A 13,854-nucleotide genomic window follows, 5' to 3' on the forward strand; every position below is an offset into this window, starting at 1 on the left:
GTTACCGCGACGGGTTAACGAAAACGCCCTTGCGTGATTTGCAAGCGCGGATCTCGCTGCTTGATGGCATGCTGACAAATCTGCGCATGCGTCATAGCAATCGCCAGCGCATCCGCCGCATCTGCCTGCGGGCTACCCGGCAGTTTGAGGATCGTCTTAACCATGTGCTGCACCTGAACTTTCTCGGCAGCACCTGTACCGACGACTGTCTGTTTAACCTGCCGTGCGGCATATTCGAACACCGGCAAATCATGGTTAACCGCCGCAACGATTGCTGCGCCGCGTGCCTGACCGAGCTTTAACGCTGAATCAGCATTGCGCGCCATGAAAACCTGTTCGATGGCAAACACATCCGGACGAAACTGGGTAATGATTTCGCAAACACCGGCATACACCAGTCGCAGACGATTCGGTAAATCATCGACTGCCGTGCGAATACAACCACTGCCCAGATACTCCAGATGCCTGCCCTGCTGGCGGATCACGCCATAACCGGTGATCCGCGAGCCGGGGTCGATCCCCAAAATGATCGACATTGATTACAGCTGATCAGCCACTTCGTCGGAGATATCACCGTTGTGATACACTTCCTGCACGTCGTCACAGTCTTCCAGCATGTCGATCAGACGCAGCAACTTAGGTGCAGTTTCCAGATCCAGCTCAGCTTTGGTGGATGGGATCAGAGATACTTCTGCCATCTCAGCTTCCAGACCGGCCGCATCCAGCGCATCTTTCACGCTACCGAAATCTTCAGGGCTGGTGAATACGTCGATAGAGCCGTCATCGTTCACAACAACGTCATCGGCACCGGCTTCCAGTGCTGCTTCCATCACGGTATCTTCATCCAGACCTGCTGGGTAAGAGATCACGCCTTTTTTGGTAAACAGGTAAGATACGGAACCATCAGTACCCAAGTTACCACCGCTCTTAGTGAACGCGTGACGAACTTCAGATACGGTACGGTTACGGTTGTCACTCAGACATTCAACCATAACAGCAGTGCCGCCTGGACCGTAACCTTCGTATACGATGGTTTCCATGTTGCTATCGTCGTCACCACCCACACCGCGGGCAATGGCACGGTTGACCGTATCGCGGGTCATGTTATTGGACAGTGCTTTATCCACTGCAGCGCGCAGACGCGGGTTGCTAGCAACATCGCCGCCACCCATTTTTGCTGCGACCACCAGCTCACGAATCAGCTTGGTAAAAATCTTGCCACGCTTGGCATCTTGTGCTGCCTTACGGTGCTTAATGTTGGCCCATTTACTATGACCTGCCATAACAATCTCCGCTTTAATCTTATGTTGGTGCAAATACCAGTCGGATTGACCAGCGTCAGCACCCAATTACGAACTCTTCAATTGCCTGCCGGTTGCTCCATGAGCGGGTTAGTGCGGCCGCCTCAGCGGCTGGTAACCAGTGGTAGGCAAGATGTTCCGAAATGACCACCTCACGCTCTTCTGGCAAAGCCAGAATAAACCAGTGCTCCTGATTGCGGGTCACACCGGGTGCGTAACGGTGGCGTAAATGCTCAAAAAGCTCAAATTCCACACAGCGTTGGACATCGGTCAGCATTAATCCTTCGGCCTGTATATCGATGCCCACTTCTTCCCTGACTTCACGCTGTGCAGTTTGCTGCGGCGTTTCGTCAGCCTCTAGGCTTCCGGTGACGGACTGCCAGTAAGCCTGGTGGTCTTTGCGCTGCAGCATAAGCACCCGTCCGGTTTGGGAACAATAAATGACTACCAGTACCGATTCCGGGCGCTTAAACTTCATGATCACTCCTTGATGTTTTTTACAACATCAATAGAGAGTTCAGCCAGTGCTGCTGGATTGGCAAAGCTTGGTGCTTCGGTCATCAAACAGGCGGCAGCTGTGGTTTTCGGGAAGGCGATAACATCACGGATGTTGTCAGTGCCGGTGATCAGCATCACCAGACGATCCAGACCAAAAGCCAGACCCGCATGTGGAGGCGTACCGAACTTCAGCGCATCCAGCAGGAAGCCAAACTTCTCACGCTGTTCTTGTTCGTTGATCCCCAGAATGCCAAATACAGTTTGCTGCATTTCGCTGCTGTAAATACGCACAGAACCGCCGCCCACTTCGTAGCCGTTGATGACCATGTCATACGCGTTCGCTGTCGCAGTCAGAGGGTTCGCTTTCAGCTCTGCTGGGCTCATGTCACGTGGCGAGGTGAATGGATGGTGCATAGCAGCCAAACCACCCTCGTCATCTTCTTCAAACATTGGGAAGTCGATAACCCAAAGAGGCGCCCAACCTTGCAGATCAGTCAGACCGAAATCACGGCCCAGCTTGATACGCAGTGCACCCAGTGCATCAGTTACCACTTTCCAGCTGTCAGCACCGAACAGAACGATATCACCGCTCTGCGCGCCAGTACGGCTCAGAATGCCTTCCAGCACTTCAGCGTTCAGGAATTTTGCAATTGGGCTTTGTACGCCTTCCAGACCGGCAGCGCGATCGTTCACTTTCAGCCATGCCATACCTTTCGCACCGTATACGCCCACGAACTGGGTGTATTCGTCGATGGTCTTACGGCTCATCTCGGCACCCTTAGGTACACAGATAGCTGCAACGCGGCCTTTTGGATCGTTGGCTGGGCCTGAGAAGACTTTAAAATCAACGTCTTTTACCAGATCAGCAACATCAACGATTTCCAGTGGGTTACGCAGATCTGGCTTATCAGAGCCGAAACGGCGCATAGCTTCGGCCCAAGTCATGATTGGGAACGGAGCAAAATCCACACCCTTCACGTCTTTCCACAGCTCACGCACCATGCGCTCCATCACTTCACGTACCTGCTCGGCGCTCATGAAGGAGGTTTCCACATCGATCTGGGTAAATTCTGGCTGACGGTCAGCACGCAAGTCTTCATCACGGAAGCACTTCACGATCTGATAGTAACGGTCAAAGCCGGACATCATCAGCAGCTGTTTGAACAGCTGTGGCGACTGTGGCAGCGCATAGAATTTGCCTTTGTGCACACGGCTTGGCACCAAGTAGTCACGCGCACCTTCTGGTGTGGCTTTGGTCAGCATCGGAGTTTCGATGTCGAGGAAGCCATTATCATCCATAAAGCGACGAACAAAGCTGGTCACTTTGGCACGCATTTTCAGGCGGCTAGCCATTTCTGGACGACGCAGATCCAGATAGCGGAACTTCAGACGCTGCTCTTCGGTGTTGGTCTGGTTAAAGTCCAGCGGCAGAGGCTCTGCGCGGTTGATGATGTTCAGGGATTGGGCGAAGACTTCCACTTCACCGGTCGCCATATCTTTGTTGATCTGGCTGTCCGGACGGGCGCGCACAATACCTTTAATCTGAATACAAAACTCATTACGCAGCTCAGAGGCTTGCTGGAATGCTTCCTGATGATCCGGATCGAAGAAAACCTGCACAACACCTTCACGGTCACGCATGTCGATAAAGATCAGGCCGCCCAAATCACGACGGCGGTGTACCCAGCCACACAGGGTCACTTCTTGCCCTTCGTGGGTGCGATTTAATTGTCCGCAATATACGGTGCGCATGGTTTACATCCTTTTGGTAAAACGAAGCAATGCCGACGCTGTGAGGTTTTTACAGCCTGTTATGTTCGCCGAAATCACTCGCTTTTAATTTTCGTACCAACTCTGAGTTTGTCTCGTTTACAGACATCGGCATCCGTAAACGAGGCAAACCAACCGACCTTATGGCCTTTGACAAAAGGCGAGTATTATAAAGGATAATGACTATCCAATAAAACTAAAGCCCCGAGATTAATCGGGGCCAATGGTGCTGAATGTGTGCTGAGTGTTCAAAATCTGTATTAGCGGCGGTTGCCCATGATCCGCAGCAGCATTAAGAACAGGTTGATGAAGTCCAGATACAGGGTCAGCGCACCGACAATGGAGTACTTACGGAAGTTCTCTTTATCGTCAACAGATAACTGCTCACCGATCATTTTCAGCTTCTGAGTGTCATAGGCAGTTAAGCCGACAAACAGCACCACACCAATGTAGGTGATCACCCACATCAAGGTATCACTCTTGAGCCACATGTTAACCAGTGACGCCAGCACGATACCAATCAGCGCCATGAACAGCATGTTGCCAAAACCGCTCAAATCACGCTTGGTGGTGTAACCATACAGGCTCATCGCTCCGAACATACCGGCAGTCACCAAGAAAGTCGAGGCGATGGAGCTTGCGGTATACATGATAAAGATGCTGGACAAGGTCAAGCCGGTCAGCGCCGAATAGAGCATGAACAGTGAGGTAGCCATCGCGCCACTTAAGCGCTGCAACATACCGGAGAGCACAAACACCAGCGCTAACTGAGCGATAATCAGCCCGAAGAACGTGATGTTACTGGAGAAAACAAAGTTGAGGACAGCTGGAGAGCTGGCCGCATACCACGCCACAAACGCAGTTAACAGCAAGCCACAGGTCATCCATCCATAGACTTGTGCCAGATACGCCTGGATACCACCTTTTGCTCGTTCAACGAGCGCACCATTTGAATTTGGATACATAATCCGTCACCCTTTCGCTGTTTTGTTGTCTGCCGGAAGTCGCCGTGTCACCATAAGCAGGTTTACCACGCCGATGATGTCGCTTTTCTCCTCAACACAATCGATTGATTGATTTTGTTGAGCCGATTTTCCGCCAGACCTTCAGATATACAAGAAGTTAACCTGATTGCGCATTTATGCAAGTTGCATTGTAAGCCTGCGAATGACTGCATTGTTTCTATTTGTGTCTTTTTTGCCTAAAATTAACGTCAACTCAAATTTGTGCTCTGTACATCATAAAAAATAACACAAGGATCGTTCTTTTGGACAACCGCTGCGTCAGTTCTCTCCGTTGCCGGATCACTTTCTCTTTTTGCTTATGTAGCATGCTGCTCTTGAGCGCGCTGACGGTCACTCAGCCCGCCTACGCATCTCACGTGCTGCAACTTACCAATGGGCAAGGAAAGACGACGCAATTATCCATGACGCAGCTCAACGCGATGCCGCAATTTAGCATTAGCACTTGTACACCATGGACAGAGCAGCGCCATACCTTTTCTGGGCCGAAGCTGTCGCAAGTGCTGGCACAAGCCGGTATTTACAGTCAGCGCATCGAAATTCAGGCAATCAACGGTTACCAAATCACACTGTCTCCCGCGGACCTCTCCCCGTATGCTCCGATACTGGCGACAGAAATAGACGGCAAACCAATGCGAATTCGGGATAAAGGACCGTTGTGGTTAATTTTACCGTTGGATCAATATCCTGTATTACACAAATCCCTATTCTATGCTCAAATGGCATGGCAGATAAAAAGCATCCGGGCGGTTAAGGATTAACCGTGGCTAAAATGAGGGTTGGGATGACCTGGTCAAAAAGCAATAAATGGCTCTGGGCGCTAGGAGCGGCCTTTGCTGTTTTTGCCCTGCTATCAATCATATTGTTCACGCTGGGAGTGGGATCGCTCAAGATCACCCATTCCAACAGTTCGTGGGCGCTGATGCAGCTGCAAATGGAGCAGCAAAAAATGCAATCGGCGCTCAAACTGTACCGCTCCGGTCAAGCCGACATTGATGAACTGTACTTGCGCTATGAAGTGATGTGGAGCCGTTTTCCGGTGCTGCTGGAAGGTGAAGAGCGCAAAGCCGTTGATCAAGTAACCGGTGCCGACCATGTTATTCGTGACTATTTCACCGATTTCAAAACGCTAGAGCCGCTCTTTAACCAAGATACGCTCAGTGAGCTCAATTTGCAGCAGGTGCAGCAGGTTCTCGATCGTCATGCGACCAGCCTCGACCGGCTGATAAACCAATTTTTCCATGTCTATCGCTACTATCAGTTAACCGGTAATGACAGCACGCTGCTGGCCAGCCGTCTGCTGGGCGTAACACTGGCTGCCGCGCTGATCATTGCGCTGACCGGCTTTTACCTGCTGGCACGCCAATTACGCGCCGAGCGTCTGCGCGCCACGCAAGATCCTGTCACCGGCTTACCCAAGCGCGCGCAACTGCTGGATACGCTGCATCACATCGATTACGACCACCAACGGGTCGGTTTGATGCTGTTTGATATTGAATCATTTCGCATGATTAACGGCAGTCTTGGCTTTGAAACCGGCGATCTGGTTCTGCGCCTAACCACCCACAGTTTGAATAAAGTGCGTCCGGCGGATAGCCAGCTGTTCCGCACTGGCAATGATGAGTTTGCCCTGCTGCTGCCGGTACACAAAGATACTGAATTGCAGCAAATTGCCTCGCAGCTGCAAGAAAAACTGCGGGCGATGAGTCACTATTTACCCCAGCGAACCTCTGTGCTGTTTTGCTGCGGCGCGGCAATCAGCAATCCTCAGCGTCAGCAAGAAGCCTTGATGCAATCGGCTGAGATGGCACTGACCGAAGCACGCCAGCAACACCGAACAGGGATCGTCACTTTTACCCGTCCACTGCAAGCGCACAAAACCGAGCGGTTACGCGCGCTATCAGAAACCTTGCGCCAAGATCTGGAGCAAGAAGCCCTCACGCTGCACTTCCAACCGATTTTGGATGCCTGCACCCAACAAGTGCGGATGGTAGAAGCCAGCCCACGCTGGTATCACCCGCGCTTTGGTCAAGTGAGCACCCGTGAGTTGTGGCAACTGGCGGAAAACAGCTCTCTGACGCGTCCACTTAGTCACTGGATGCTGAACAAAAGCCTGCAACAGCTGCAACAATGGCATGCCGAGTTTCCACAGCAACCCCTGGCGCTGTGTATTCCGATCAGCAATTACTTGCTATATCCAGAGTTACCACCTCTGCTGGCCGAATTGCTGAAAACCTATGAGATCAATCCAGATCGGGTGACGTTGCAAATCGATGGTGATAACCCGAGCGATGCCATGACGGCGGTGTTATACAACCTGCACAAGATGGGGCTGAAACTGGCCTTAGGTGGGTTTGGTCGTAATCCGGCCTCACTGGTGGCCTTCCAGCGCGTATTGCTTGATTACATCAAAATTGATTGCACACTCTATACCGAGCTAACGCGCAATCGTAAGCAGCAAATTTTGCTGCGCGGGATTTTACAAATAGCGCGACGGTTGAATATTCGAATTATTTTTGACCAGATCAATACGTCGCGTCAGTTCCAATCGATCTCCAGCATGATCTCTGCTAATTGGGTGCAGGGCGATCACTTCTGTCGGGCCTTGCCCGCTGAAGGAATCAACCTGTTTATGCTCAATCACACTTATCTGAGAGATATGCAAGAGGTGGTTTCTTAACCCGCGAGCCATGTTACAATTTACGCATAAGAGACTAAATGTTGCGGTATCCCATTTAGCCCAAGACACATTCATCACACAAAGCTATGATGAGTGATATTTTTTTATTCTCTGTGTTTATCTTTGGAGCAAATCAGGATGATTAGCGCCCTGTATGCGGTACTTGGTGCGCTGTTACTGATTAAGTTTTCCCTTGATGTGGTAAAACTTCGGTTTCAGTACAAAGTGGCCTTTGGCGATGGCGGGTTCTATCAGCTGCAAACTGCAATCCGGATCCACGGTAATGCGGTGGAATACATTCCTATCGGGATCATCTTACTGATTGTGATGGAAATGAACGGCGCAAGCGGCTGGCTGCTGCATTTGTGTGGTGCCATGCTTTTGATTGGCCGCATTCTGCACTATTTCGGCTTGCATGAACGCGAACTGCGCTGGCGCAAAGGCGGCATGGGCGCAACCTATGCATCCTTAATCATTATGATTATCGGTAATCTCTATTACCTGCCGTGGTCACAGATTTTTTATCTGTAATACGCGTGCTGATCTGCCCGGCGTTAACCGATAACCACGCGGCTTGATCATGTTTGCTCACACTTACCGCCCTGCTCTGTGGCGGTAAGACACAAGACAGCTTTGCATCTATCCTCTAAAATACGCCGTCCTAATTTGATATTCAGGTTTGTCATGTCTAACCGCGACACCATTTTCTCAGCTCCAATTGCCCAACTGGGCGATTTTTCTTTCGATGAACGGGTAGCCGAAGTCTTCCCGGATATGATCCAGCGCTCCGTACCGGGTTACTCCAATATCATTGCCACGATCGGTATGTTGGCGAAGCGCTTTATCCAGCCCAATACGCAGGCCTTTGATCTCGGTTGTTCCCTCGGCGCGGCGACGCTGTCGATGCGACGTAATATCGATGTCGAAGGCGTGCGCCTGATTGCGGTGGACAACTCGGCAGCCATGATTGAGCGTTGCCGTCGCCACATTGACGCGTTCCGCTCCGATACGCCGGTCGATATTATTGAAGGCGATATTCGTCAGGTGAAGATTGAAAACGCCTCGATGGTGGTACTGAACTTTACACTGCAATTTTTACCACCAGACGATCGTCAAGCCTTGCTGAACCGCATTTATGCCGGCTTACGTCCAGGCGGCGCGCTGGTATTGTCTGAGAAGTTTTCGTTTGCCGATCAAACTATTGGCGATCTGCTGTTTGATATGCACCTAGATTTCAAACGTGCCAATGGCTATAGCGAACTGGAAATCAGCCAAAAACGCAGTGCGCTGGAAAACGTGATGCTGACCGACAGCGTAGAAACGCACAAAGCTCGCTTGCAACAAGCCGGTTTTGAACATGCGGAAGTGTGGTTCCAGTGTTTCAATTTTGGTTCGATGCTGGCCATTAAATCGGAGCAGGTGTAAATGATCGACTTTAACCCATTTTATGCCCGCCTCGCGGCAAGCCCACTGGCACATTGGTTAGAAACGTTGCCAGCGCAACTGGCCACATGGCGCAAAGAAAACCATCACGGCTCATTCCCACGCTGGGAAAAATCTGTGGAGTTTTTGCCTGAGCTCGCTGTGACCGATCTGAACCTGAAAACCGCCGTTGCGGCCAATACCGCCGAGGGAATCAGTGAAGGCGAGCAAAAGCGCATCACCCATATCCTCAAAGAGCTGATGCCGTGGCGTAAAGGCCCGTACCATCTGCACGGGATCCACATCGATACCGAGTGGCGCTCTGATTGGAAATGGGATCGCGTGCTGCCACACATCAGCCCATTAGCTGGACGTACCGTGCTGGATGTGGGCTGCGGCAGTGGCTATCACATGTGGCGAATGGTCGGTGAAGGCGCGCAGATGGTGGTGGGTATCGATCCTACTCCACTGTTTTTATGCCAATTTGAAGCGGTACGTAAGCTACTGGGCAATGACCCACGGGCAAATCTGCTACCGCTCGGTATTGAACAGCTGCCAGAGCTCAAAGCATTCGATACCGTATTTTCTATGGGCGTGCTTTATCACCGCCGCTCACCGCTCGATCACCTGCTACAGCTGAAATCACAGCTGAACAGTGAAGGTGAGCTGATCCTAGAAACGCTGGTGGTGCCTGGTGATGAAAATACCGTTCTGGTACCGGGTGAACGTTACGCCAAAATGCGTAATGTGTACTTTATTCCGTCGGCTGCCGCGCTGGTGAAATGGCTGGAGAAATGCGGCTTTAGCGATGTGCGCGTAGTCGATGTGGATATCACCTCTCTGGATGAACAGCGCCGTACCGAGTGGATGGTGACCGAATCCTTAGCCGATTTCCTCGACCCACTGGATCCGAGCAAAACCATTGAAGGCTACCCAGCGCCTACTCGCGCGGTAATTATTGCCCAAAACCGCTAATCGCGTGTCAGCACGCACGCCGCCAGTGCTCGGCAAGGACGCTATCAGGGAACAGGGAGTAAAACGAGAGTTATGTCAGCCAGACCGAAAACTACCCTTGAGCAGTGGCGGATGTTTCAAGCCGTCGTGGATTGCGGCGGCTACGCCCAAGCGGCCGATAAGCTCAATAAAAGCCAATCGTCGCTCAACCATGCGGTAACCAAACTGCAGGATATGCTCGGCGTGCAATTGCTGGAAGTGCGCGGGCGCAAAGCGTTCTTAACCGATGCCGGACGCATTATCCTGCACCGTAGCCGTCAGCTGACCGGCCAGATCTTGGCGCTCGAAGAACTGGCGGCCAATTTGGATCAGGGCTGGGAAGCGGAGATCCGCGTTGCGGTAGAAGCAATCTATCCGCGCGCACCGCTGTATCAAGCCATTGCGCAGTTTTATCCGCAAAGTCGTGGTAGCCGCGTGATCCTCAAAGAAACTATTCTGACTGCTACCCAAGAGGCCATCCGTGATGGCTGGGATCTGGTGATCACCCCACATGTCCCGACCGGTTTTCTCAGTGCCCCACTGTGTGGGATCTCACTGCATCCATATTGTCATCCACAACATCCGCTGACAGAACTCAGCGCACTGACCGAGCAAGATCTGGTTGGACATCTGCAGATTGTGATTATGGATAATGCCCAGCAACCGACCATGGAAATCGGCTGGCTAAAAGCCGGACAACGCTGGAGTGTCAGCCACTTTTACGAAGCGCGCAGTCTGTTGCTCGAAGGGATGGGCTTTGCATGGCTGCCGGATCATCTGGTGGCCGACGATCTGGCGGCTGGACGACTGCACCGCTTACCGGTGCAGTTTGGTGGTGAACGGCGTTTAACCGCGCAAATGATGTTACCGCGCGGCGAGCAAACCGGCCCGGGAGCCCGAGCACTGGCGAGCTTAATTACGCAAGCGGATCATGCGCTGTATCCCGCATCAGCGCCTTCATCTGAGTAACCACCGCCGCATCAACCTCAACGCGCGCATATTCGTCCATCCCACCATCTCGGTTCATGCTCACGCCGGGCTGACGGTAACGCATGTTAGATGGCACAGCGTGCGATGCTGAGCTGTGCAATTCGGTCGCGCCAGCGTCCAAGAACAGCTGCATATTGCTCAGGCGAATACCGGAGCCCGGTAAAATGATCGGGCCTTGGGTGGCGGCCAGCAGTTTTTCCAGTAGCGGTAAACCCTGCTCCGCCGTATCACGCTGACCAGAAGTCAGAATGCGATCGACCCCCAGATCGGTAAGCTGCTGCAACATCAGCATCGGATCGGCGCCCATATCGAACGCACGGTGGAAAGTGACCGACATGTCCCCAGCCAGTGCCATGATCTCTTGCATGCGCGCTAAATCAATCTGACCATCTTCGGTCAACATGCCAGTGACCACGCCCGGAAAACCAAGCTCACGCATCAGTGCCAGATCCGATTTCATTTCGGCAAACTCTTGGCGCGAATAACAAAAATCACCACCGCGTGGACGCAAAATAGGAAATATCGGAATACTCAGCAACTCTCTGGCCGCCACCAGCGAACCATAGGCAGGCGTTGTGCCGCCTTCCAGACGACCGGCACACAGCTCGGCGCGATCTGCGCCCCCTTGCTGTGCCTTGATGGCGCAGCTCACGCTATAACAACTGATTTCCAACAGGCGTCGCATCTTACGTTCTCCTTTGCTCTATCCCTTGAGAATACCAGCGTTTTCAACGAGCGGCAGTAATACAAAAGACAGTGCGTGATCAGCCGCGCATCCGCGCTATTTTCTCGTAGGTGCAGCGTACTATCCCTACAGAAAATAACGGTAAAAGATGCCCATGCCGCTCACTGTTCTATCGCGTCTATCGCGCGCGAGTATTCGGTGCGGCCACTTATGCGCAGTGTGAGATTGGATAGCCGGTTTTATTCGTTCGATATTATTTCGATAGTGTTTCGATTTAAACAGGCTGCTGGTATGGTGATTTTCTACTAAGTATTCCGGTCTTGTTCAGGTCACCGGCAAGGAGCCCCGATGTACGCAACACAGGAACATACAGCACTGTTTAATTTCGATGAAGAGATCGCGCGCGCCAATAGCGACAGCGAAAAATGGCACAAATATGCCAACCGCGATATTTTGCCGATGTGGGTCGCGGACACCGATTTTCGCTCACCGCCAGCCGTCATTGACGCGCTACAAGCGCGCGTGGCGCATGGTGTGTTTGGTTATGGCTATGGCGCGTCACCGACGTTGATTGATGCCTTTGTGGCGCGGATGCAAGAGCGCTATAACTGGCGCATCCAGCCGGAATGGTTGGTCTTTTTGCCAGGGCTAGTGTGTGGGCTGAATTTGGCGGTGCGTGCCTACACCCAGGCCGGAGATCGCTCCATTGCGCCAACTCCTATTTATCCGCCTTTTGCCAAGTCTTCCGCCTTTGCCGGTATTGAACAGTTAGCCGCACCAGTGACACTACAAAACGGACATTGGGTTCTGGATCTGGCGGCCGCAAAAGCGCAGCTACAGGGCAATGAAAAACTGCTGCTGCTGTGCAATCCGCAAAATCCGGGCGGCACCATTTATCGCCGTGAAGAGTTGCTGGCACAAGCCGAATTTGCCCGTGAGCACAATCTGATTATCTGCAGCGATGAAATCCACTGCGATCTGCTGCTCGATGCACTCCCGCATATTCCGATCGCCTCATTGGATGCCGATACCGAGCAACGTAGCATTACGCTGATGGCACCGTCGAAGACCTTTAATATCGCCGGGCTCGGTGCGTCAATTGCGATTATCCCGAATGAGCGTTTGCGTCGCGAATTTGTCCGCACTCGCGCCGGCATTGTGCCGGGGGTTGATATTCTGGCCTATGTTGCGGCAGAAGCGGCCTATACCCAAGGCGAACCGTGGTTACAGGCACAGCTAGACTATTTGCGCGCGAACCGCGATCTGGTGGAAAGTCGGATTGCGCAGATCCCGGGCTTGCAGATGGCGCATACTGAAGCCACTTATCTTGCATGGATTGATTGCAGTGCGCTACCGGTAGAAAACCCACATCGCTTTTTTGAACAAGCGGGCATCGGCCTGTCTCCGGGCGCCGATTTCGGTAATGCCCGTTTTGTGCGGTTAAACTTTGGTTGTCGCCGCGCATTACTGCGTGAAGCACTGGATCGCATGGCAAGCGCTGTACAAGGTTTATAACAGAGCAAAGCTTATAAATCAGATAGCTACACTCGGCGGGCCAAAATAGCCCGCAGTAAAAAGCCGCAGTTTCATCATCCCAAAGCCACCATCATTGGTATTAGTGGCCATAGCGTGATGAACTGCGGCTTTTTGCGATTTGTTTGCTAGTCAGCACCTAAATTCTTTAGGCACATACGCTTACAGTGGGGACACCGTCATATTGCTGTTGCTGCCCACCATTCTGACGCGCACGCCCGGCTGAAAACGTGGATTGGCGCGCTGTACGACCACGATCCGGCTGCCATCTTCACGCTGAATCTCCATCTCCACACCGTCGACCTGATTCATGCTGTCTTCGATACGTTTACCGACCGCCGCACCGGCAATCGCACCACCGGCAGTCGCGATATCTTGACCGGTACCGCCACCAATGGTGCTACCCAGCAAGCCACCGACGACAGCGCCCCCCAAACCACCGACGATACCCGAGCTTTCTGCCTGAATACGCACCGGACGCACCGACACAATGGTGCCGAACTGAACTGATTGCGCGGTTCTCGCTTGACTGCTGGAGTACACATCACCCGACAATGTACTGGTGTTCGCACAACCGGCCAGCGCAGTTACCATGAGCGCTAAAACACCTAAACGCATACCCATACGACCTCCATAGCATCACTCACTGTAATTTCCAGTGATGTAGTTTGCAGTGAAATTCTTTACCTGTGGCCCCTAATTGGGCTGATCCGGTAACGGTTTTGACTTCACTTTCAGCAAAGCACATCCGACAAAACCCTGTGTCACCTATTGCTGAATATTTAATCAACACAGGGTAAGCCTAACCCGACACTCTCGGCAGAATCAATACAACACTATGCAACCGTCACCTGCTCAGTATAGGTGACCAACTGACGAAAAGGGGTCGATGTACTGTTTTTTCTCATCTTTCCTCTCCAGCCAACCGACTCGGTCAACAAGGCAAGCGAAGACGAGCGG

The 13,854-nt window shown here is 52.3% G+C and carries 14 protein-coding genes; 7 read left to right on the top strand and 7 right to left on the bottom strand.

What is annotated here, in order from left to right; genetic code table 11:
- Window positions 1-14: 14 nt before the first annotated feature.
- The 5 genes from ruvC to LQ901_RS08050 form a co-directional block, all read right to left on the bottom strand.
- A complete protein-coding gene (ruvC, locus tag LQ901_RS08030; RefSeq protein ID WP_010861931.1) occupies window positions 15-536 on the bottom strand; it encodes a crossover junction endodeoxyribonuclease RuvC in 522 nt (173 codons plus the stop codon).
- A gap of 3 nt (window positions 537-539) precedes the next feature.
- On the bottom strand, window positions 540-1,283 hold the full coding sequence (locus LQ901_RS08035) for a YebC/PmpR family DNA-binding transcriptional regulator (RefSeq protein WP_010861932.1): 744 nt from the start codon (window positions 1,281-1,283) through the stop codon (window positions 540-542).
- Window positions 1,284-1,338: 55 nt separating this feature from the next.
- Window positions 1,339-1,779, bottom strand: coding sequence for a dihydroneopterin triphosphate diphosphatase (gene nudB / locus LQ901_RS08040; RefSeq protein WP_152135926.1), 441 nt, complete (start codon window positions 1,777-1,779; stop codon window positions 1,339-1,341).
- 2 nt (window positions 1,780-1,781) lie between these two features.
- Complete coding sequence (gene aspS, locus LQ901_RS08045; protein WP_010861934.1) at window positions 1,782-3,551, bottom strand: aspartate--tRNA ligase; 1,770 nt, start codon at window positions 3,549-3,551, stop codon at window positions 1,782-1,784.
- 278 nt (window positions 3,552-3,829) lie between these two features.
- Window positions 3,830-4,534 carry a Bax inhibitor-1/YccA family protein gene (locus tag LQ901_RS08050; RefSeq protein WP_010861935.1) on the bottom strand — a complete coding sequence of 235 codons (705 nt, stop codon included), beginning with the start codon at window positions 4,532-4,534 and terminating at the stop codon, window positions 3,830-3,832.
- Window positions 4,535-4,836: 302 nt separating this feature from the next.
- On the opposite strand from LQ901_RS08050, the gene LQ901_RS08055 reads away from it, so the two are divergent.
- The 6 genes from LQ901_RS08055 to LQ901_RS08080 all read left to right on the top strand — a co-directional run bounded on the left by LQ901_RS08055 (window position 4,837) and on the right by LQ901_RS08080 (window position 10,655).
- Window positions 4,837-5,352, top strand: coding sequence for a hypothetical protein (locus LQ901_RS08055; protein ID WP_178088335.1), 516 nt, complete (start codon window positions 4,837-4,839; stop codon window positions 5,350-5,352).
- Between the two features lie 23 nt (window positions 5,353-5,375).
- The gene (locus tag LQ901_RS08060) at window positions 5,376-7,271 is read left to right on the top strand and encodes an EAL domain-containing protein (RefSeq protein WP_170919730.1); all 1,896 of its coding nucleotides are present in this window, start codon (window positions 5,376-5,378) and stop codon (window positions 7,269-7,271) included.
- Window positions 7,272-7,409: 138 nt separating this feature from the next.
- Window positions 7,410-7,802 carry an MAPEG family protein gene (locus LQ901_RS08065; protein ID WP_010861938.1) on the top strand — a complete coding sequence of 131 codons (393 nt, stop codon included), beginning with the start codon at window positions 7,410-7,412 and terminating at the stop codon, window positions 7,800-7,802.
- 153 nt (window positions 7,803-7,955) lie between these two features.
- Window positions 7,956-8,696, top strand: coding sequence for a carboxy-S-adenosyl-L-methionine synthase CmoA (cmoA, locus tag LQ901_RS08070; RefSeq protein WP_010861939.1), 741 nt, complete (start codon window positions 7,956-7,958; stop codon window positions 8,694-8,696).
- On the top strand, window positions 8,697-9,668 hold the full coding sequence (gene cmoB, locus LQ901_RS08075; protein ID WP_010861940.1) for a tRNA 5-methoxyuridine(34)/uridine 5-oxyacetic acid(34) synthase CmoB: 972 nt from the start codon (window positions 8,697-8,699) through the stop codon (window positions 9,666-9,668).
- 72 nt (window positions 9,669-9,740) lie between these two features.
- A complete protein-coding gene (locus LQ901_RS08080) occupies window positions 9,741-10,655 on the top strand; it encodes a LysR family transcriptional regulator (RefSeq protein ID WP_036768517.1) in 915 nt (304 codons plus the stop codon).
- Here the strand turns inward: LQ901_RS08080 and cutC are convergent.
- Window positions 10,603-11,361 carry a copper homeostasis protein CutC gene (gene cutC / locus LQ901_RS08085; RefSeq protein ID WP_064977531.1) on the bottom strand — a complete coding sequence of 253 codons (759 nt, stop codon included), beginning with the start codon at window positions 11,359-11,361 and terminating at the stop codon, window positions 10,603-10,605. The two genes, LQ901_RS08080 and cutC, sit on opposite strands and share 53 nt — an antisense overlap.
- 348 nt (window positions 11,362-11,709) lie before the next feature.
- On the opposite strand from cutC, the gene LQ901_RS08090 reads away from it, so the two are divergent.
- The gene (locus tag LQ901_RS08090) at window positions 11,710-12,876 is read left to right on the top strand and encodes a MalY/PatB family protein (RefSeq protein ID WP_152137210.1); all 1,167 of its coding nucleotides are present in this window, start codon (window positions 11,710-11,712) and stop codon (window positions 12,874-12,876) included.
- 180 nt (window positions 12,877-13,056) lie between these two features.
- Here the strand turns inward: LQ901_RS08090 and LQ901_RS08095 are convergent, their stop codons facing one another.
- Window positions 13,057-13,518, bottom strand: a complete 462-nt coding sequence (locus LQ901_RS08095) for a glycine zipper 2TM domain-containing protein (protein WP_010861944.1) — start codon at window positions 13,516-13,518, stop codon at window positions 13,057-13,059.
- Between the last annotated feature and the right edge of the window lie 336 nt (window positions 13,519-13,854).

The organism is Plesiomonas sp. PI-19, assembly GCF_021368255.1.
In the GTDB taxonomy this organism is placed as follows: Bacteria; Pseudomonadota; Gammaproteobacteria; order Enterobacterales; family CAMTGL01; genus Plesiomonas; species Plesiomonas shigelloides.